16 protein-coding genes are annotated in these 18,603 nt (G+C 64.9%); 10 read left to right on the top strand and 6 right to left on the bottom strand.

Annotated elements, in window-relative coordinates:
* Window positions 1-50: 50 nt before the first annotated feature.
* The 5 genes from fabB to C163_RS17550 form a co-directional block, all read right to left on the bottom strand.
* Window positions 51-1,271 (bottom strand): beta-ketoacyl-ACP synthase I, encoded by a 1,221-nt coding sequence (gene fabB, locus C163_RS17570; protein ID WP_013973429.1) that lies wholly within the window; start codon window positions 1,269-1,271, stop codon window positions 51-53.
* 11 nt (window positions 1,272-1,282) lie between these two features.
* A complete protein-coding gene (gene fabA / locus C163_RS17565) occupies window positions 1,283-1,798 on the bottom strand; it encodes a 3-hydroxyacyl-[acyl-carrier-protein] dehydratase FabA (RefSeq protein ID WP_003251509.1) in 516 nt (171 codons plus the stop codon).
* A gap of 207 nt (window positions 1,799-2,005) precedes the next feature.
* Window positions 2,006-3,937 carry an ATP-binding protein gene (locus C163_RS17560; RefSeq protein WP_025339961.1) on the bottom strand — a complete coding sequence of 644 codons (1,932 nt, stop codon included), beginning with the start codon at window positions 3,935-3,937 and terminating at the stop codon, window positions 2,006-2,008.
* Window positions 3,934-4,824 carry an ABC transporter substrate-binding protein gene (locus C163_RS17555; protein WP_025339960.1) on the bottom strand — a complete coding sequence of 297 codons (891 nt, stop codon included), beginning with the start codon at window positions 4,822-4,824 and terminating at the stop codon, window positions 3,934-3,936. The genes C163_RS17560 and C163_RS17555 overlap by 4 nt, the downstream gene beginning before the upstream one ends.
* Window positions 4,824-6,971 (bottom strand): TonB-dependent siderophore receptor, encoded by a 2,148-nt coding sequence (locus C163_RS17550; protein ID WP_177325767.1) that lies wholly within the window; start codon window positions 6,969-6,971, stop codon window positions 4,824-4,826. The genes C163_RS17555 and C163_RS17550 overlap by 1 nt, the downstream gene beginning before the upstream one ends.
* Window positions 6,972-7,374: 403 nt before the next feature.
* Between C163_RS17550 and C163_RS17545 the strand changes: the two genes are divergently transcribed.
* The 7 genes from C163_RS17545 (at window position 7,375) to C163_RS17515 (ending at window position 13,152) form a co-directional block, all read left to right on the top strand.
* A complete protein-coding gene (locus C163_RS17545) occupies window positions 7,375-8,400 on the top strand; it encodes an NAD(P)H-dependent glycerol-3-phosphate dehydrogenase (protein ID WP_025339958.1) in 1,026 nt (341 codons plus the stop codon).
* Window positions 8,401-8,436: 36 nt separating this feature from the next.
* Window positions 8,437-8,784: a DUF4389 domain-containing protein gene (locus C163_RS17540; RefSeq protein ID WP_025339957.1), complete on the top strand. Its 348-nt coding sequence runs from the start codon at window positions 8,437-8,439 to the stop codon at window positions 8,782-8,784.
* Entirely contained in the window at window positions 8,781-9,239 is a 459-nt protein-coding gene (sixA, locus tag C163_RS17535) for a phosphohistidine phosphatase SixA (RefSeq protein WP_015271084.1), read from the top strand. The genes C163_RS17540 and sixA overlap by 4 nt, the downstream gene beginning before the upstream one ends.
* Window positions 9,240-9,543: 304 nt before the next feature.
* Complete coding sequence (locus tag C163_RS17530; RefSeq protein ID WP_025339956.1) at window positions 9,544-10,332, top strand: alpha/beta fold hydrolase; 789 nt, start codon at window positions 9,544-9,546, stop codon at window positions 10,330-10,332.
* A complete protein-coding gene (locus tag C163_RS17525) occupies window positions 10,329-11,183 on the top strand; it encodes an alpha/beta hydrolase (RefSeq protein WP_025339955.1) in 855 nt (284 codons plus the stop codon). The genes C163_RS17530 and C163_RS17525 overlap by 4 nt, the downstream gene beginning before the upstream one ends.
* A 109-nt stretch (window positions 11,184-11,292) precedes the next feature.
* Window positions 11,293-12,087, top strand: a complete 795-nt coding sequence (locus C163_RS17520; protein ID WP_025339954.1) for a DUF4892 domain-containing protein — start codon at window positions 11,293-11,295, stop codon at window positions 12,085-12,087.
* A 12-nt stretch (window positions 12,088-12,099) separates the two neighbouring features.
* A complete protein-coding gene (locus C163_RS17515) occupies window positions 12,100-13,152 on the top strand; it encodes an AI-2E family transporter (RefSeq protein WP_038408239.1) in 1,053 nt (350 codons plus the stop codon).
* 281 nt (window positions 13,153-13,433) lie between these two features.
* Here C163_RS17515 and C163_RS17510 read toward each other — a convergent pair whose 3' ends face one another.
* Window positions 13,434-14,465, bottom strand: a complete 1,032-nt coding sequence (locus tag C163_RS17510; RefSeq protein WP_025337750.1) for an IS110 family transposase — start codon at window positions 14,463-14,465, stop codon at window positions 13,434-13,436.
* Between the two features lie 275 nt (window positions 14,466-14,740).
* Between C163_RS17510 and kdpF the strand changes: the two genes are divergently transcribed.
* The 3 genes from kdpF to kdpB are packed head-to-tail and all read left to right on the top strand — an operon-like array spanning window position 14,741 to window position 18,598.
* The gene (gene kdpF, locus C163_RS17505; protein WP_003251485.1) at window positions 14,741-14,830 is read left to right on the top strand and encodes a K(+)-transporting ATPase subunit F; all 90 of its coding nucleotides are present in this window, start codon (window positions 14,741-14,743) and stop codon (window positions 14,828-14,830) included.
* A gap of 9 nt (window positions 14,831-14,839) precedes the next feature.
* Window positions 14,840-16,534, top strand: a complete 1,695-nt coding sequence (gene kdpA / locus C163_RS17500; RefSeq protein WP_025339953.1) for a potassium-transporting ATPase subunit KdpA — start codon at window positions 14,840-14,842, stop codon at window positions 16,532-16,534.
* A gap of 9 nt (window positions 16,535-16,543) precedes the next feature.
* The gene (kdpB, locus tag C163_RS17495; protein WP_025339952.1) at window positions 16,544-18,598 is read left to right on the top strand and encodes a potassium-transporting ATPase subunit KdpB; all 2,055 of its coding nucleotides are present in this window, start codon (window positions 16,544-16,546) and stop codon (window positions 18,596-18,598) included.
* The last annotated feature ends 5 nt before the right edge of the window (window positions 18,599-18,603 follow it).

Below are 18,603 nucleotides of genomic sequence, written 5' to 3'. Positions count from 1 at the left end.
TGAAAACGCCCCGAACCAGTCGGGGCGTTTTCGTTTACCGCAGCAGCGTCTTACTTGCCTTCCCAGCGCTTGAGAACCAGGGTGGCGTTGGTGCCGCCGAAGCCGAAGCTGTTGCTCATGACCGTGTCGATCTTGGCGTTTTCTTCGGTCTTGCGCAGGATCGGCAGGTCGGCGACCTCCGGGTCCAGCTCGTCGATGTTGGCGGAGCCGGCGATGAAGTTGTTTTCCATCATCAGCAGGCAGTAGATCGCCTCGTGTACGCCGGCAGCGCCCAGCGAGTGGCCCGACAGGCTCTTGGTCGAGCTGATCTTCGGTGCCTTGTCGCCGAACACGGCGCGAACGCCCTTGATCTCGGCAACGTCACCGACCGGGGTCGAGGTGCCGTGGGTGTTCAGGTAGTCGATCGGGGTGTCGACGGTCGACAGCGCCTGCTGCATGCAGCGGATGGCACCTTCGCCGCTCGGGGCAACCATGTCGTAGCCGTCGGAAGTGGCGCCGTAGCCGACGATTTCCGCGTAGATCTTGGCGCCACGGGCCAGGGCGTGTTCCAGCTCCTCGACCACCACCATGCCGCCACCGCCAGCGATGACGAAGCCATCACGGTCGGCGTCGTAGGCGCGCGAGGCCTGCTCCGGGGTTTCGTTGCGCTTGGTCGACAGGGCGCCCATGGCATCGAACAGGAACGACTGGCTCCAGTGCTCTTCTTCACCGCCACCGGCGAAGACGATGTCCTGCTTGCCCCACTGGATCTGCTCCAGGGCGGTGCCGATGCAGTGTGCCGAAGTGGCGCAGGCCGACGAGATCGAGTAGTTGATGCCCTTGATCTTGAACGGGGTGGCCAGGCACGCCGAAACGGTGCTGCCCATGGTGCGGGTAACGCGGTACGGGCCGACGCGCTTGACGCCTTTCTCGCGCAGGGTGTCCAGCGCTTCCATCTGGTTCAGGGTCGAGGCGCCGCCGGAGCCAGCCACCAGGCCGGTACGCGGGTTGGAAACCTGCTCTTCGGTCAGGCCGGCGTCCTTGATCGCGTCCTGCATCGCCAGGTAGGCGTAGGCAGCAGCGTGGCCGACGAAGCGGTAGACCTTGCGGTCGATCAGTTCTTCGAGGTTGAGGTCGATGGACCCGGAAACCTGGCTACGCAGCCCCATTTCCTTGTATTCCGGGTTGTAACGGATACCCGGACGGCTGTTGCGCAGGTTTTCGGTGACGGTAGCTTTGTCATTGCCCAGGCACGATACGATGCCCAGACCAGTGATAACGACGCGGCGCATGCGAATAACCCTTAGAAATTGTCAGTGGAGGTGAACACGCCGACCCGCAGGCCTTCGGCAGTGTAGATCTCGCGGCCGTCGACGCTGACCGAGCCATCGGCGATGGCCATGTTCAGCTTGCCCTTCAGGACGCGCTTGATGTGAATGTTGTAAGTGACTTTCTTGGCTTCCGGCAGTACCTGGCCAAAGAACTTCACCTCGCCCGAACCCAGGGCGCGACCGCGGCCCGGCAGGCCCTGCCAGCCGAGGAAGAAACCTACCAGCTGCCACATGGCGTCGAGGCCCAGGCAGCCCGGCATTACCGGGTCGCCTTCGAAGTGGCAGGCGAAGAACCACAGGTCCGGATTGATATCCAGCTCGGCGACCAATTCACCTTTGCCGTACTTGCCGCCTTCTTCGCTGATATGGGTGATGCGATCGACCATCAGCATGTTCGGCGCGGGCAGTTGCGCATTACCTGGGCCGAACAGCTCACCGCGACTGCAGCGCAGCAGGTCTTCCCGAGTAAAGGCGTGTTGTTTGGTCATGCGAGCTCCTCAATAACCCCCTGCGGCAGGGGATGAATCTTCCCGGCCGGCCCGATACGCATCGCGTCCGAGACGGCAGCCTACAGGTAGACTATTGCGTTGTGGTGAAAGTCACAGTGCACCCGGTGAAAGAAGTACAGGTGTGCACTGAAACGTCTATTTTCAGGTCCGATGAAGGTCCTGTCCAGTGTTTAAGACTGCCGCACTTTAGCATTTATCGCCAGTCGCGGTTGTCTGACCAGGTAGCCAGCGCTGCAGCACACGCTGCAGTTCGGTGCGGCGCAAGGGTTTGCTCAGGTAGTCGTCCATGCCGGCCGCCATGCAACGCTCGCGGTCGCCCTGCAAGGCGTTGGCGGTCAGGGCGATGATCGGTAGCCTGGCGCCGTTGGGCAGCTGGCGGATACGCCGGGTGGCTTCATAGCCGTCCAGGTGCGGCAGGCGGCAGTCCATCAGCACGGCGGCAAAACGCTGCCGGCTGACCCGTTCGACCGCCTCCAGGCCGTCCTCGGCAGTGCATACCGCCAGCCCCAGGCTACGCAGCATGGCCTCGATGACACTTTGGTTGACCGGATTGTCCTCTACCAGCAGCACCTGATCATTGTCGGCCACCGCCGGCGGCGCAGCGCTTGGCAGCGTCAGCGATACCGGGGCAGGGCTGGCCAGGGCCAGTGGCATCTCCAGGGTAAAGGTCGAGCCCAGGCCTTCACGGCTTTCGCCGCGCAGCTTGCCGCCCATGCGTTCGGCCAGGGTGCGGGCGATCGACAGCCCCAGCCCGGTGCCGCCATAGCGGCGGGAAATCGAGCTGTCGGCCTGCTGGAAGGCGACGAACATCATTTCCAGGCGCTCGTTGTCGATGCCGATACCGGTGTCGCGCACGCTGCAGGTCAGCCAGATCAGCTGGCGGTCGAGCACCTGCCAGCGCGCCTCGACCTGTACCTGGCCGCGTTCGGTGAATTTCAGCGCATTGCCGACCAGGTTCAGCAGGATCTGGCGGATGCGCGTGGGGTCGCCGTTCACCTGCAGCTGCTCGATACCCGCCGGCAGTTGCAGGTGCAGGGCAAGGCCGCGCTGCTGGGCGCTGTGCTGGAACGACTGGACGCTGCTGGTGATCAGCTCGCCCAAGTTGAAGTCGATGTGTTCCAGTTGCAGCGCGGCGCGTTCGATGCGCGAGAAGTCGAGGATGTCGTTGATGACCTTGAGCAGGTGCCCGGTAGACTCGCTGGCCACCGCGGTGTATTCGGCCTGTTCGCTGTTCAGCTGGGTGGTTTCCAGCAACTGCAGCATGCCCAGCACGCCATTCATCGGCGTGCGCAGCTCGTGGCTCATCATCGCCAGGAAGTCCGATTTGGCGCGGTTGGCCTGTTCGGCCTCCTCGCGGGCCTGGATCAGCTCGGCAATGGCCTGCTTCTGTTCATTGCTGGCCTGCTCCAGGGCGTGGGCCAGGTTGTTGATGTGGCGCGCCAGGTGGCCCAGTTCGCTGTCATCGACCACCGGCAACAGGGTGTGGTACTCGCCCTGCTGGATGGCCTTGACCGCATGGCCCATGTCGCTGATCGGCTTGGCCAGGCTCAGGGCCAGGCGGCGCGCCAGCAGGAAGGTGAACAGCAGGGCGAACAGCGCGAGGATACCGGCCTTGATCACGATTTCCTGCTGGCGCTGGCTGAAGGCGTCATCGGACATGCCGACGATGACCCGGCCCAGGTAATCGTCGCCGATGGCCGGGGTGGTGGCCTTGCCCTGTTGCAGGAAGTCGCTGTCCAGGCGGATCTGCTGCAGGCGGATGGGCGCCTGGAACACTTCGACGCGCTGCGCGCGGTTGGCGCTTTCGTCGGACTGCTCCACGTACACCAGGATGTGGTTGCGGCTGTCCTGCACCTCGAGGAAGCGCACGTGGGGGATGCTGAGCGTGGCGCGCATCAGGCCTTCGAGCACTTCGTTGTTGCCCGAGATCACCCCGTATTCCGAGGCTGGCGCCAGCTGGTTGGCGATCAGTTGCCCGGTGTGGTTCAGTTCCTGGCGCAGGTCCTGGATACGCACGAAGGTGAAGAAGCTGATCAGCAGCAAGGTCAGCAGCAGGGCAGGGCCGAGGCTGATGATCTGGGTGCGGGTGTGGATGTCCCAGCTCAGGCGCTTGCTCATGGGGTGGGTTCTCCTTCGGCCAGGGCCTTGGCGGCGGCGTTCGGATCGATCGGTTCAAGGCCCAGGGCGCGCGCCACCTGCTGGTTGCCGCTGACGCCGAAGCGTACCGGGTACAGGCTGCGCGGCCAGCGCGCCGGTGGCTGGTCGAGCAACTGGTCGAGTACCGCCAGCCAATCGTCCTGGTCACTGAAGGTGCTGGCCAGGGCGCCGGCGCGGACGAACCCGGCGTTCGGGCCGATCAGCGCCATCTGCCGGCCATAGCTGCTCAACAGCAGGTTCTTCGCAGTCTTGGAGTTGAACAGGTCGGCGTCGTCCAGGCCCAGCAGCACGTCACTGTTGGCCAACAAATGTTGCAGAGGGCGGCTGTCGCGCGGGTCGGGCCAGTCCTGGGCAATGATCTCCAGGCCCAGCGCGCGGGCGGCATGGCGCAGCTCTTCGAGCAGAAAGCTGCTGTGCTCACCGTACAGCACACCAATGCGCTGGGCCTGCGGCAGCAGGTAGCGCGCCAGGCGCAGCTGCCGGCCCAGCGGCGGGTCGCTCCACAGCAGCGTGAGGAACGCGGGCCGCGACTTTCCCAGGCGCTGTTCAGCCTGTACCCGGCTGACCCTCATGGCCAGGGCCGGCGGGCCGGCGGTTTCCCCAAGGCGCCATTCCAGTGCGGCGTTGTCCAGCAAGATCAGGCGCTGGTCAGCCTTGAGCTTGCCCGGGGGTGGCAGGTCGGCGGTGGTCTGGAAATGCACGTGATCGTGCGGCCGGCGGCTTTCCAGCGCAGCGACGAAACTGCGAATGCCGGGCTGGTCTTCCGCGCCTACCAACACGATTTCGCTGGCGGACAGCGGCCCCATCGGCCACAGGCACAACAGCAACAGGCGCAGCAGCAGGGCCATCAGAACTCCAGCTCCGCGCTGACGCTCAGGCGGTGGCGGCTGTCGTAGCGGTTCTGGATTGCCGTGGTCGGCTCATCGTCCAGGCGCTGTTGCCACAGCGCCGCCAGCTCCAGGTTGCTGCCATGCACCCGGAAGCGCTTGGCCAGGCGCAGGTCCAGGCGCTCGTAGCGGTACTGGTTGAGCGCATCGTCGCCGTAATAGAACAGCGCACTGGACCAGCCGTCGCCCCACTCGCGCATCCACCCGGCCGAGCCGCTGTTGCGCGCGCTGAGGCGGCGGTCGGCGGGGTTGCTGGCCCAGGCATCCACGTAGGCGTAGGTAAGGCGCAGGCGGTCGCGCAGGGTCGGGCGCCAGTCCAGTTGCGCCTCGCTGCCGCTGAAACGGGCCTTGTTGGCGTTGCTGGCGATGTACTGGTTGTTCTTCAGGGGCTCGCTGATCATTCCGGTGATCTCGTCGTAGAACAGCTTCACATCCATGTTCAGGTCGATGTCGCTGAAGTAGCCGTTGTAGCCCAGTTCGCGCGAGCGCATGCGTTCCTGGTCGAGGTCGCCCGGGCCGCGGGTCTTGACGAAGTATTCGCCGTTTTGCAGGCCGAAAGCGTTGGGGGTCAGGTTCTTGACCGTGTAGCTCCAGTTGATGTTGTTCTCGAACATGTCTGGCGAGCGCACTGCCTCGGAATACACCGCACGCAGGCCATGGCGCGGGGTGATCAGGTAGTTGACCGCCACGCGTGGGGTCAGCGAGCTGCCGGACAGGCGCGAGTCCTCGAACATGGCACCGCCCTGCAGGATCCAGTGCTCGTCGGCGCGCCACTCCAGCTGGCCGAACAGGCGCCAGGTCTGGTCGTCGATGCTGCCATTGAAGTAGGTCTGCGAGTCGGCACGATCATAGCGGTAGTTCATGCCGCTGAGCAGGCGCAGGCTGTCGGTCAGGCTCAGGGTGTCCTGGATTTCCAGGTCGTAGCGGGTTTCGCGGGTGCTCTGGTCGACGTCGCCGCAGACCTGCTGCTTGCCACCGTTCGCCCATTGCTGCTGGACCTTCTCCAGAAGCGCTTTCATGACGGGATCGTTGGTCGAAAGTGGTGCGCCGGTAGCAATGCCGCGCGCCACTTTTTCGGCGAAGTCAGGGTTCATTTGCCAGAGCTGGGTCAATTCCGGGCTGAACGACTGCAAGGCGTCACAGGCACGCCACACCTGCTGGCGGTCGAAATGCTGGGCAGAGCCCTGGATATACAGGCTGTGCTCGGAGCTGAAGTCCTTGGTCCAGCGCAATGAGCCGGCGTAGTCCTTGGCATTGACGTCAGCGTTGTTACCGGCTTCGTATTTGGCGAACACCGGCTGATAGGTATAAGGCCGCTGGTTGCTGCCTTCCTTCGCCGCCAGTTGCCATTCCAGGGTCTGGTCGTGTGCCAGGCTGTGGCTGGCGTTGATATTGAAGCGGGTCAGCCGGCGGCTGTCGCGGTAGTCCTGGCCGAACTGGTTCTCGTCGAAGCCATCGTCCTGCTGGCCGGACAGCGACAGGCGCATGTCGCCGCCATCCCAACCGAAGCCGTGGCTGGCGTAGAAATCGTTGATGCCGTCCTGGCCGCGGGTCATCTTCAGCCGCGTGCCATGGCTGTCGGCGGGGTTGCGGGTAAGGATGTTGACCACCGCCATCAGCGCGTTGGCGCCGTAGCTGACCGTGTTGGGGCCGCGGAACACCTCGATGCGCTCGATATCCTCCATGGCCAGGGGGATGTCGCTCCAGTCCACCGTGGCCAGGCCGGCGCGGTACACCGAACGGCCATCGATCAGCACCTGCATGCGCCGGGCATCGTTGACGTTGCTGCCGTGGTAGTTGACCGTGGGTTGGTTGCCAGCGTTGTAGCCCACCATCATGCCCGGCACCAGGCGCAGCAGCTCGGGGATGTCGCGGGCACCGCTGGCGCGGATCAGCTCGCTGTCGAGCACGGTCATGCTGCCCGGGACTGCGGCGGGGGATTGTTTCAGGCGCGTGGCGGTCAGAACCTGCGGCAGGTCCGTGTTGTCGATGAACAGGTCATCGGCCACGGCCGGGCCACCGAGCAGGGCAGTCAGTATGAGCAGGCGCGGGTACGGGGGCGTGCCAGGGAACACAAAGCGGCCTTGTATCAGGATTGAAACAGGCATGGTAACTGACCTTGACGTATTTGCCAGTGAGTGTTGGGCGTACTTCTTGAAATGTGCAGTGTGGCGAAAATCGAGCGCCGCCCGCGCGGCGCTTCGCGGGACAAGCCCGCTCCCACATTTGTTGCAACGTGCCGAACCTGACAGGCCATGGTTGCCAGCCTTGTTGGGCTGGCTGGATTCCTGAGTTGGCATTGCTGCCGACCCACTTGTCTCAAGCCTTGTACCAAAGCTGACAACGCCTCTCCCACAGGCATGGCCACGTTGCAACAAATGTGGGAGCGGGCTTGTCCCGCGAAGCGCCGCGCGGGCGGCGCTCGATTTCAAGCGCGCAGATGAACGCATGTCATGCACTGCCGTATAATGCCCGGGTCGCCACTTAACTTTTGGCTTTAACGGATTGGATATGACTGAACAGCAACCTGTTGCAGTTCTGGGAGGCGGCAGCTTCGGCACCGCCGTGGCGAACCTGCTGGCAGAAAACGGTGTGCCGGTGCGCCAATGGATGCGCGACCCGGAACAGGCCGAGGCCATGCGCGTCAATCGCGAGAATCCGCGCTACCTCAAGGGCATCCGCCTGCACGACGGCGTCGAGCCGGTCAGCGACCTGCTGGCCACCCTGCAGGCCAGCGAGCTGATTTTCGTCGCCCTGCCATCGAGCGCCTTGCGCAGCGTGCTGGCCCCGCATGCCGAGCTGCTGCGCGGCAAGGGCCTGGTCAGCCTGACCAAGGGCATCGAAGCGCAAAGCTTCAAGCTGATGAGCCAGATCCTCGAGGAAATCGCCCCCGAGGCGCGCATCGGCGTGCTGTCCGGCCCCAACCTGGCCCGTGAAATCGCCGAACATGCGCTGACCGCCACGGTGGTTGCCAGCGAGGACGAAAAACTGTGCCAGCAGGTGCAGGCCGTGCTGCATGGGCGTACCTTCCGCGTCTACGCCAGTGCCGACCGCTTTGGCGTCGAGCTGGGCGGGGCGCTGAAGAACGTCTACGCCATCATCGCCGGCATGGCGGTGGCCCTGGGCATGGGCGAGAACACCAAGAGCATGCTGATTACCCGCGCCCTGGCCGAGATGACCCGCTTCGCTGTCAGCCAGGGCGCCAACCCCATGACCTTCCTCGGCCTGGCCGGTGTCGGTGACCTGATCGTCACCTGCTCCTCGCCCAAGAGCCGCAACTACCAGGTCGGCCACGCGCTGGGCCAGGGCCTGAGCCTGGAGCAGGCGGTCAACCGCCTGGGCGAAGTGGCCGAAGGCGTCAACACCCTCAAGGTGCTCAAGGCCAAGGCGCAGGAAGTGCAGGTGTACATGCCGCTGGTGGCTGGTCTGCATGCCATCCTGTTCGAAGGCCGCACGCTGAACCAGGTGATCGAGCACCTGATGCGTGCCGAGCCGAAGACCGATGTCGATTTCATTTCCATCAGCGGTTTCAACTGAGCCTTCAGCGGCTCTGACAACAGCAAGGAGCAACACATGAACGATACGCCCGAACGCGCCCAGCGCGAGTCGATCATCCTGCGGGTCCTGTGGATGGTGGTGTTCCTGGTGGTCTGGCAGCTGGCCGAGCTGCTGCTCGGTGGCCTGGTGCTGGTACAACTGATCTACCGCCTGGTGTACGGCGCCCCCAGCGCCAGCCTGATGAACTTCGGCGACAGCCTGAGCCAGTACCTGGCGCAGATCGGCCGCTTCGGCAGCTTCCACAGCGACCAGAAACCGTGGCCATTCGCCGACTGGCCGGCACCGCGTGCCCCGGAAGGCGAGGCGCCGCACGCGGTGGCCCCGGCCCCGCACCCGGTGCGTGACGAGGAGCCCAAGCTGTGAAGCTGTGGGTGCTGCGCCACGGTGAAGCGGAGCCGCGGGCCAACAGCGATGCCGAGCGCCGACTGACCGCCCATGGTCGCGAGCAGGTGCTGCACAGCGCCGCCCGCCTGCTGGGCCAGCCGCTGCAGGCGATCATCGCCAGCCCTTACGTACGCGCCCAGCAAACGGCCGCCCTGGTGCATGACACCCTGGGCTTCGCCGAGCCGGTGCGCACCGTGCCCTGGCTGACGCCTGACAGTGATGTGCAGCAGGTTATCGGCGAAATCGAGCGCCTGGGCCTGGAGCATGTGCTGCTGGTCAGCCACCAGCCGCTGGTGGGTACCCTGGTCGGGGCGTTGCAGCATGGCCACCAGCAGCAACCGGCAGGCATGAGCACTGCAAGCCTGGCGGAGCTGGAAGGGGACTGGCCGCTGGCTGGGTTGATGACCCTTCGGGCGATCAACTCGCCGGCCTGAAACCCAGGGGGGCGCTGCGCGGACAGGTACCGCCCCCGCCTTGAGCTGTGGGAGCGGCTTTAGCCGCGAACACCGGCGCAGCCGGTGCCATGCACCGTGTTGGATTCTTCGCGGCTAAAGCCGCTCCCACAGTGTTTGCGGATTGCTTGCGAACTCAGTTATCTACGCGACAGCGCAGCCCAAAGGGCTGGGCGATCTCCGGCAAGCCTGACCTGATAGCCCTCGCCGATGACCTTTCCGGACGTTGCCGAACTGCCCCGCGATACCGACAATGGGCCATCATCCCCCATCCGGACCCGGCGCCATGTCGCAGCAGATCTTCTTCGCCCATGCCAACGGTTTCCCCTCGGCCACCTACGGCAAGCTGTTCGCCGCCCTGGCACCGGACTACCAGGTGCAGCACCTGGCCCAGCACGGCCACGATCCGCGCTTTCCGGTGGACGACAACTGGCAGAGCCTGGTCGATGAACTGCTGCACCACCTGGCCCGGCAGGACCAGCCGGTATGGGGCGTCGGTCATTCGCTGGGCGGGGTGTTGCACCTGCACGCAGCCTTGCGCTGCCCCGAGTACTACCGCGGCGTGGTGATGCTCGACTCGCCGGTGCTCACCCGCGCCGACCAGTGGCTGCTGCGCACCGCCAAGCGCTTCGGCTTCATTGACCGTATCACCCCGGCTGGCCGCACCCTGGGGCGCCGCGAAACCTTCAATGACCGCGACAGTGCCCGGGACTATTTCGCCGGCAAGTCACTGTTTCGCCATTTCGACCCCGACTGCCTCGATGCCTACATAGAGCACGGCCTGCAGGCGATGGAGCAGGGGCTGCAGTTGCGCTTCGACCCGGCCACGGAAATCAGCATCTACCGCAGCATCCCGCATACCAGCCCTGCGCCCGCGCGGCAATTGCAGGTGCCGCTGGCCATGGTCCGCGGCGAGCGCAGCAACGTCATTCGCCGCCACCACACACTGGCCGTGCGCGGCATGCCCAGGGGCGAGTTCCATAGCGTGCCGGGTGGGCACATGTTCCCGCTGGAGCGACCAACCGACACCGCCAGCCTGATCAAGGGCCTGTTCGACCGCTGGAGCCAGGCATGAGCGCGCAGGTCGAGGAGATCCGCCTGAGCCTGGGCCATATCGAACTGGCAGCGCACCTGTTCGGCCCCGAGGACGGGCTGCCGGTAATCGCCCTGCATGGCTGGCTGGACAACGCCAACAGTTTCGCCCGCCTGGCGCCGCAGCTGAAAGGCCTGCGCATCGTCGCCCTGGACCTGGCCGGGCATGGTTACTCCGAGCACCGGCCGCTCGGCGCTGGCTATGCCCTGGCCGACTACGCCCATGACGTGCTGCGGGTGGCCGAGCAGCTGGGTTGGCAACGGTTCGCCCTGCTGGGCCATTCGCTGGGGGCAATCATTTCCGTGCAACTGGCTGGCGCGCTGCCGGAGCGGGTCAGCCATCTGGCCCTGATTGACGGCGTCATCCCGCCGACCGGCGCCGAGCAGGACGCCGGCGAGCGGTTGGGCATGGCACTGCAGGCCCAGTTGCGCCTGGATGGCAAGCGCAAGTCGGTGTACACCACACTGGAGCAGGGCGTGCAGGCGCGCATGAAAGGCATGGTCGCGGTCAGCCGCGAGGCAGCCGAGCTGCTGGCCCAGCGTGGCCTGATGCCGGTGCCCGGCGGTTACAGCTGGCGCAGCGACAGCCGCCTGACCCTGCCTTCGCCAGTGCGCCTGAGCGAGGCCCAGGCCATGGCCTACGTGCGCCGGGTGAGTTGCCCGGCGCGCCTGGTGGTGGCTGCCGACGGCATGCTGGCGCGCCACACAGGGTTGCTGGAGCAGCTACCCTTCGAGCAGGTGACGCTGCCCGGTGGCCATCACCTGCACCTGAACGATGAGCAGGGCGCGGCCCTTGTCGCAGACTGTTTCAATCGCTTCTTTGGCTTTGCTTGACTTGCACCGGACAAGTGTCGAGGCTTGGCGGGTTGAACAGGGAGACAACCATGCAACTGCCAGACATCCTGGAGCTTCACCTCGGCGCTGAGCGCCGCCTGGTCCGCCAATGAGCGCGCCTGTTGCCATCCGTAATGCCTTCGCTGCCTGCCTGGTGTTCGCCAGCCCCGTTTTGTGGGCCGGCAGCCTGCCGGTACCGGTGGACGCCAAGGTAGTCGACCAGCGCCCGGCCGTGGAGCAGGAGCGTGTCTACCCCATGGGCCCGCTGCGCAAGATCAGCGGCCGCCTGCGGGTCGAGGACAAGGTCGAAAGCCGTGGCCAGGTCAGCTCGGTAACCTACGAACTGCCGGTCGAGCGTACCGCCCGCGAAGCCTTCACCAGCGCTCGCGAAGCACTGCAGCGCGACGGCGGCTACCCGCTGTTCTGGTGCCAGGGCCGCGATTGCGGCGAGGCCAGCCTGTGGGCCAATGATGTGTTCGCCAATGCCCGCCTCAACGGCGGCGACGAGCAGCAGGCGTTCATCCTGCTGCGCCGCTCGGCGGAGCAGGCCGACACCCTGGTTGCGCTGTACAGCGTCACCCGCGGCAACCGCCGCGCCTACCTGCACGTGGAAGAGTTCGTCGCCGGCAGCCCGCTGGGCGAACTGCTGCCGACCGCCGCCACGGTGCTGCGCGAAATGCGCGACACCGGCAAGCTCGACTACCCTGACCTGGCCGCACCGCAAGACGCCTGGGCGAACCTGCTGGCCCGCAGCCTGAACCTCGACAGCACCCTGCGTGCCAGCCTCAGTGGCGCCCAGGCTGAAGCCTGGCGCGAGGCGCTGGTCAAGGCGGGGGTGCGCAATGGCCGCCTCGAAGTCGGTAGCGCGCCTACCGATGGCCTGCACCTTGAACTGATCCGTTGAACGGGCACCACCATGGCTAACAATGACCGCTTGCTGGTCCAGATTCTGCTGCTGGCGCTGCTGGGTGCCGGCCTGTGGGTGATGGCACCTTTCATTTCAGCGCTGTTGTGGGGGGCCATCCTGGCCTTTGCCAGCTGGCCGTTGATGCGCTTGCTGACGCGTGCGCTGGGCGGGCGCGAAACCCTGGCGGCCAGCCTGCTGACCACTGCCTGGATCCTGATCGTGGCGCTGCCGCTGGTGTGGCTGGGGTTCAACCTGGCCGACCACATTCGCGATGCGACGGCGTTCGTGCGTGACGTGCAGGTGGACGGCCTGCCCGATGCTCCGGCGTGGCTGGGTGGCATCCCGTTGGTTGGCGAGCGCCTGGTCAGCTGGTGGCAATCGCTGGACCAGCAGGGCGCGGCCTTGCTGGCGTCGGTCAAGCCGCACCTGGGGCAGGTGGGCAACTGGTTGCTGGCGCGCAGCGCGCAGATCGGCAGCGGCGTGCTGGAGCTGACCCTCAGCCTGGTATTCGTGTTCTTCTTCTATCGCGACGGCCCGCGCTTGTCGGCGTTCGTCCTGCGCTTGCTGCACCGCCTGATGGGCGACCGAGCCGAGTACTACCTGGAGCTGGTGGCCGGTACGGTGCAGCGGGTGGTCAACGGGGTGATCGGTACGGCCGCCGCGCAGGGCGTGCTGGCGTTGATCGGCTTCCTGATTGCCGGTGTGCCCGGGGCCATCGTGCTGGGGCTGGTGACCTTCATGCTCAGCCTGATCCCCATGGGCCCGCCACTGGCCTGGATCCCGGCCACGGGCTGGCTGGTATGGAAGGGCGAATACGGCATGGCGGTGTTCCTGGGGGTTTGGGGTACCTTCATCATCAGTGGCGTGGACAACGTGCTCAAACCGTACCTGATCAGCCGTGGCGGCAACCTGCCGCTGGTGATCGTGCTGCTGGGGGTATTCGGCGGTTTGATCGCCTTTGGCTTCATTGGCCTGTTCATCGGGCCGACCTTGCTGGCGGTCGGCTACAGCCTGCTGCTGGACTGGAGCCGCAACGCGGTGCCGCAGCCGCCCCAGCGGTAAGTCTGTGCCGGCCTCTTCGCGGGCTTGCCCGCTCCCACATCTATGGTCCTCCCAGTTTCTGCAATACTGAATCTGGATGCGTAGTTGGCTTGCCGCAATCTATTCGGCGTCGAAGGGTTAAGGTTCGCGCCTTGATGAAAGTCGCGCCTGACGATCCTGATTAGGTAAATCGGCTTTAGAGCCGCGTGGGAGCCCAGGTTTTTCGTCAGGTCGGTTGGCCGTTTACGTCATCTGTTATCCAGCATCGCAAAAACCGTTGGGTGGTGCTTGGTAGCGCAGGGTCAAGCGTTCTGTGCGCTTGGCCCTGCTTCATAAATGCCATGGCTGTGTGCGATTGCCCAAGCTATCCGTGCTAGCCGGTTCGCCAAGGCGCACACAACCACATTCGGGTGATGGCGAGTCAGCAACACTCTCACCCAATCAGCCAATCGCCCAGATTGCTTATCCAGGTGGTTGATGAAGGTATGGCTGCACTGCACCAGTAGCCGTCGCTGATTGCGATCACCGCGTTTGCTGATACCCAGCAAGCGCGGTTTCCCGCCGGTGGTCAGCTGCTTGGGCACCAGGCCTATCGAGGCCGAATAGTCACGTCCTCGTTTGAACTGCTTACCGTCACCTAATTCTGCAGCCAGGGCGCTGGAGGTGATCGGTCCAATACACGGTATGGTCATCAAACGGGTTGCCAGATCATCTCCAGCGACCTGGCTCTCCAGCTCTTTGGTGAGTACCTTGACCTGTTCGTCAAGGTAGTTGAAGTGCGCATGAAACTGTTGGAAAAGGCGAATTACCGAGCCAGGAGCATGAAGTTTTTCCAACGTTTCCGGTAACTCTCTGACCGACTTGAAGGTTGGCGCCAGGCTAACGCCCCACTCAAGCAGGAAAGCATGGATTCGATTGACCGTCGCTGTGCGGTCCCGAATGAAAGCTTCACGGGTCATGTTGAGCATGCTCAGCGCTTGCTGGGCTTCGCTTTTGATTGCAACAAATCGCATTGCCGAACGACTGGCTGCTTCACCAATGGCCTCGGCGTCGGTGTAGTCGTTTTTGTTACTTTTGACATAAGGTCGTACATGCTGCGCGGCAATCAATTTGGGTTGATGACCACAGCTGGCTGCGAATCGAGCCATGAAATGAGCGCCTCCACAGGCCTCCATGGCCAAGGTGCAGGGTGGTAGTTGAGCGATGTAGGAAAAAACCTTGCTGCGAGAAATTTTGCTACGGAACAGGTACTGGCCACGGCTATCCTGGCCGTGGAAATGGAAACAATTTTTGCCTAGATCCAAGCTGGTAAGAGCAAGATTCTGAGTATTCATAACGGCGATCTCCAGTTAGATCCCCCAGTGAAAGCTTAGGCTTTCACTGGGGAGTCCTGGGAGGACCATTTCATTAGGTACTGCACAGGACTCAAACACTGTGCGGTCCCTGTGGGAGCGGGCGAGCCCGCGAAGAGGCCGGTACCGACAACCGAAAAGCCTGATCTTTACACCTTCTTTATTCCCATCCCCACCCCCCAATCTCGCCCCTTTACGCCCCTCGCTCGGACAATTTCCCCAAAGCGGCCCAAGCCGCACCACGGGGAGAACCACACATGAACATGCTCGACGGGCTGTCACTGCTGCTGGCAGTGGCATTGGCGTTTTATCTGCTGGTGGCGCTGCTGCGCGCCGATCGCAGCTAGGGAGCGGCCATGCACAGTTACGACTTCGCCTTGCTGTTGGCATTTTTCGCCATCGTGCTGCTGCCGGCACCCTGGCTCGGGCGGTTCTACTTCAAGGTCATGGAAGGCCAGCGCACCTGGCTGTCGCCCCTGCTGGGCCCGGTCGAGCAAGCCTGCTACCGGCTGGCAGGCGTGCGCGCCAGCCAGGAACAGAACTGGCAGCAGTACACCCTGGCCCTGCTGGCCTTCAACCTGGCCGGGTTCCTGCTGTTGTTCGCCGTGCTGCTGTTGCAGGGCTACCTGCCATTCAACCCGCAGCATCTGCCAGGCCAGGAATGGTCGCTGGCGTTCAACACCGCGGTCAGCTTCGTCACCAACACCAACTGGCAGGCCTACAGTGGTGAGGCGTCGGTCAGCTACCTGAGCCAGATGCTCGGCCTGACCGTGCAGAACTTCGTCAGCGCCGCCACCGGCCTGGCCGTGCTGGTCGCCCTGTGCCGCGGCATCGCCCGGCGCAGCGCCACGACGCTGGGCAACTGCTGGGTCGACATGACCCGCGCCACCCTCTACGGCCTGCTGCCGCTGTGCCTGCTGTTGGCGTTGCTGCTGGTATGGCAGGGCGTACCGCAAACCTTGGCCGACTACGCCCACGCGGTCACCCTGCAAGGCACCGAGCAGACCATCCCGCTGGGGCCGGCCGCCAGCCAGATCGCCATCAAGCAGCTGGGTACCAATGGCGGTGGCTTCTTCGGGGTCAACTCGGCGCACCCGTTCGAAAACCCCACGGCCTGGAGCAACCTGTTCGAGGTGGCTTCGATCATCCTCATTCCGGTGGCGCTGGTGTTCACCTTTGGCCACTACGTGAAGGACCTGCGCCAGAGCCGCGCCATCCTCGCCTGCATGCTCGCCCTGTTCCTGATCGGCGGCAGCACGGCGTTGTGGTCCGAGTACCAGCCCAACCCGGCCCTCGAGAGCGCGCAGGTACAGCAAAGCGCCCCCATGGAGGGCAAGGAAAGCCGCTTCGGCACCACCGGTTCGGTGCTGTGGACAGTGACTACCACCTCTGCCTCCAACGGTTCGGTCAATGCCATGCACGACAGCCTCAACCCGCTGACCGGCATGGTGGCGATGGTCAACATGATGGTCGGTGAGGTGATCTTTGGCGGCGTCGGTGCAGGGCTGTACGGCATGCTGCTGTTCGTGCTGATCGCGGTGTTCCTGGCCGGGCTGATGATCGGCCGCACCCCGGAATACCTGGGCAAGAAACTGCAGGCCCGCGAGGTGCAGTTGCTGGTGGCGACCCTGCTGGTGATGCCGGTCGGCGTGCTGGTGCTCGGCGCTATCGCCGCCAGCCTGCCGGGCCCGGCGGGTGCGGTCAGCAACCCGGGTGCGCATGGCTTCAGCCAGCTGTTGTACGCCTACACCTCTGGCACGGCCAACAACGGCTCGGCCTTTGCCGGCTTCGGTGCCAACACGGTGTTCCACAACCTGATGATCGGCCTGGCCATGCTTGTCGGCCGCTTCGGCTACATCCTGCCGGTACTGGCGTTGGCCGGCTGCCTGGCGGCGAAGAAAAGCGCGCCCCAAGGGCTGAACAGCTTCCCCACCCATGGCCCGCTGTTCACCGGCCTGCTGCTGGTCACCATCCTGCTGGTCGGTGGCCTGACCTTTCTGCCGACCCTGGCCCTTGGGCCGATCGCCGAACACTTGAGCCTGGGTTTTTGAGGACCGACCATGAACATGCCCATTCCTGAAGTACAAGCTCGGCATAGTGCCAAGGACCAGACCCGCTTCGCCGCGTTGTGGCGCCCGGCGCTGGTGCAGGCATTCGTCAAGCTCGACCCGCGCCAGCTCAAGCGCTCGCCGGTGATGCTGGTAGTCGCCCTGACTGCGGTGTTGACCACCGTCCTGTGCTTCGCCCCCGGCAGTGGCGTGAGCACCGGTGTTGCCGTGCAGATCGCCCTGTGGCTGTGGTTCACCGTGCTGTTCGCCAACTTCGCCGAGGCCCTTGCCGAAGGCCGTGGCAAGGCCCGCGCCGACAGCCTCAAGGCCGGCAGCCAGGGCCTGACCGCCCAGCGTCGCAAGCGCGATGGCAGCTACGAGACCGTCGCGGCCAGCGCGCTGCGCAAGGACGATGTGGTGCGCGTGGTGGCCGGCGAAATGATCCCCGGTGACGGCGAGGTGCTCGAAGGTATCGCTGCGGTCAACGAGGCCGCCATTACTGGCGAGTCCGCGCCGGTGATCCGCGAGTCCGGCGGCGATCGCTCGGCGGTGACCGGCAATACCCGGCTGGTCTCCGACTGGTTGTTGATCCGCATCACCAGCAACCCGGGCGAATCGACCCTCGACCGCATGATTGCCCTGGTCGAAGGCGCCAAGCGGCAGAAGACCCCGAACGAGATCGCCCTCGACATCCTGCTGATCGGCCTGACCCTGATCTTCCTGATCGTGGTGGTGACCCTGCAGCCGTTCGCCCACTTTGTCGGTGGCAGCCTGCCGCTGATCTTTCTCGCCGCATTGCTGGTAACGCTGATTCCCACCACGATCGGCGGCCTGCTGTCGGCCATCGGCATCGCCGGCATGGACCGGCTGGTGCGGCTGAACGTCATCGCCCGTTCCGGCCGCGCGGTGGAGGCGGCCGGTGACGTGCATACGCTGATGCTCGACAAGACCGGCACCATCACCTTCGGCAACCGCCGCTGCAGCGCCCTGCACGCCGCCCCGGGCATCAACGCCCGCGAGCTGGGGGAGGGCGCCTTGCTGGCCTCGCTGGCAGACGACACCGCCGAGGGCAAGTCGATCGTCGAGTACCTGCGCCAGTTGCATGACTTCGTCGAACCGGCCGCCGGGCAGTTCGAGGCGGTGGCGTTCAGCGCCGAGACGCGCCTGTCGGGCATCGACCTGCAGCAGCACCGCTACCGCAAGGGCGCCGTCGACGCCGTGCTGGCGTTCGTTGGCATGCAACGCCTGGAAATGCCCCCGGCGCTGGCCCGTGAAGTGGAGCGCATTGCCCAGAGCGGCGGTACACCGCTGCTGGTGTGCATCGACAAGCGCCTGCTCGGCGTGATCCACCTCAAGGACGTGGTCAAGCCCGGCATCCGCGAGCGCTTTGCCGAGCTGCGCAAGCTGGGCATCCGCACGGTGATGGTGACCGGCGACAACCCGCTGACCGCCGCCGCCATCGCTGCCGAGGCCGGCGTGGATGATGTGCTGGCCGAGGCCACGCCAGAGAAGAAGCTGGCGCGCATCCGCCAGGAGCAGAACGACGGCCGCCTGGTGGCCATGTGCGGCGACGGCGCCAACGACGCCCCGGCCCTGGCCCAGGCGGACGTGGGCATGGCCATGAACGACGGCACCCAGGCCGCGCGCGAGGCGGCCAACATGGTCGACTTGGACAGCGACCCGACCAAGTTGCTGGATGTGGTGCAGGTCGGCAAGGAGCTGCTGGTGACCCGCGGCGCGTTGACCACCTTCTCCATCGCCAACGATGTGGCCAAGTACTTCGCCATCCTGCCGGCGCTGTTCGCCGCCATCTACCCGCAGTTGGGCGTGCTCAACCTGATGCATTTGGCCAGCCCGCAGAGTGCGATTCTGTCGGCCATCGTGTTCAACGCGCTGATCATCATCGTGCTGATCCCGCTGGCGCTGCGCGGCGTGCGGGTGCAGGCGGCCAGCGCGGCGCACCTGCTGCGGCGCAACCTGCTGATCTATGGGCTGGGTGGCATTGTCGTGCCGTTTGCCGGGATCAAGCTGATCGACCTGCTGCTCAATGCCCTGCACCTGGTCTGAGGAGG

This window comes from Pseudomonas sp. FGI182 (genome assembly GCF_000511325.1).
Taxonomy (GTDB): Bacteria; Pseudomonadota; Gammaproteobacteria; order Pseudomonadales; family Pseudomonadaceae; genus Aquipseudomonas; species Aquipseudomonas putida_Z.
The sequence above is the reverse complement of the archived record's forward strand: the minus strand, read 5'-3'. Positions and strand labels throughout refer to the sequence as shown.

What these genes read in the sequence shown, in the direction of transcription:
- fabB (WP_013973429.1), bottom strand. Translation starts at nt 1,271, where the DNA reads ATGCGCCGCGTCGTTATCACTGGTCTGGGCATCGTATCGTGCCTGGGC.
- fabA (WP_003251509.1), bottom strand. Translation starts at nt 1,798, where the DNA reads ATGACCAAACAACACGCCTTTACTCGGGAAGACCTGCTGCGCTGCAGT.
- C163_RS17560 (WP_025339961.1), bottom strand. Translation starts at nt 3,937, where the DNA reads ATGAGCAAGCGCCTGAGCTGGGACATCCACACCCGCACCCAGATCATC.
- C163_RS17555 (WP_025339960.1), bottom strand. Translation starts at nt 4,824, where the DNA reads ATGGCCCTGCTGCTGCGCCTGTTGCTGTTGTGCCTGTGGCCGATGGGG.
- C163_RS17550 (WP_177325767.1), bottom strand. Translation starts at nt 6,971, where the DNA reads ATGCCTGTTTCAATCCTGATACAAGGCCGCTTTGTGTTCCCTGGCACG.
- C163_RS17545 (WP_025339958.1), top strand. Translation starts at nt 7,375, where the DNA reads ATGACTGAACAGCAACCTGTTGCAGTTCTGGGAGGCGGCAGCTTCGGC.
- C163_RS17540 (WP_025339957.1), top strand. Translation starts at nt 8,437, where the DNA reads ATGAACGATACGCCCGAACGCGCCCAGCGCGAGTCGATCATCCTGCGG.
- C163_RS17530 (WP_025339956.1), top strand. Translation starts at nt 9,544, where the DNA reads ATGTCGCAGCAGATCTTCTTCGCCCATGCCAACGGTTTCCCCTCGGCC.
- C163_RS17525 (WP_025339955.1), top strand. Translation starts at nt 10,329, where the DNA reads ATGAGCGCGCAGGTCGAGGAGATCCGCCTGAGCCTGGGCCATATCGAA.
- C163_RS17520 (WP_025339954.1), top strand. Translation starts at nt 11,293, where the DNA reads ATGAGCGCGCCTGTTGCCATCCGTAATGCCTTCGCTGCCTGCCTGGTG.
- C163_RS17515 (WP_038408239.1), top strand. Translation starts at nt 12,100, where the DNA reads ATGGCTAACAATGACCGCTTGCTGGTCCAGATTCTGCTGCTGGCGCTG.
- C163_RS17510 (WP_025337750.1), bottom strand. Translation starts at nt 14,465, where the DNA reads ATGAATACTCAGAATCTTGCTCTTACCAGCTTGGATCTAGGCAAAAAT.
- kdpF (WP_003251485.1), top strand. Translation starts at nt 14,741, where the DNA reads ATGAACATGCTCGACGGGCTGTCACTGCTGCTGGCAGTGGCATTGGCG.
- kdpA (WP_025339953.1), top strand. Translation starts at nt 14,840, where the DNA reads ATGCACAGTTACGACTTCGCCTTGCTGTTGGCATTTTTCGCCATCGTG.
- kdpB (WP_025339952.1), top strand. Translation starts at nt 16,544, where the DNA reads ATGAACATGCCCATTCCTGAAGTACAAGCTCGGCATAGTGCCAAGGAC.